This window comes from Marinifilum sp. D737 (assembly GCF_026672275.1).
Taxonomy (GTDB): Bacteria; Bacteroidota; Bacteroidia; order Bacteroidales; family Marinifilaceae; genus Marinifilum.
The window spans coordinates 1-346 of record NZ_JANQCD010000119.1; the positions used below are offsets into that span (position 1 = coordinate 1).

Below are 346 nucleotides of genomic sequence, written 5' to 3' on the forward strand. Positions count from 1 at the left end.
GTATCTTCTACTTTCTTAAAATATATTTACTACCATGTACTGCGTATATATTTTACAGAGTCAACTGGATCAATCATACTACATTGGTTACACATCTAACATTGAAAATAGATTGACTTATCACAATCAAGGCAGATCAAGATATACCCGCAAAAAAATACCATGGGTACTGATGTACTCAGAAAAGTACAATTCCAAAAGAGATGCTTTAATTCGAGAAAAGTTCTTAAAAAAACAAAAAAGCCGAGTGTTCATCGAAGAGCTCATATCCTCTTCTAATTAGAATACATGCCAGTCATCCCGAGAATCGGGACGAGTTCGAGTCTCGTCCGGACCGCTGAAAAAA

General features: G+C 35.8%; 1 protein-coding gene. It reads left to right on the forward strand.

From position 1 onward, the window contains the following. Positions 1–34: 34 nt before the first annotated feature. A complete protein-coding gene (locus NQ163_RS20880; RefSeq protein ID WP_442786040.1) occupies positions 35–283 on the forward strand; it encodes a GIY-YIG nuclease family protein in 249 nt (82 codons plus the stop codon). Positions 284–346: the final 63 nt, after the last annotated feature.

Bases quoted from the DNA above. Each gene is read 5' to 3' on its own strand.
- NQ163_RS20880 (WP_442786040.1), top strand. From the start codon at position 35: ATGTACTGCGTATATATTTTACAGAGTCAACTGGATCAATCATACTAC.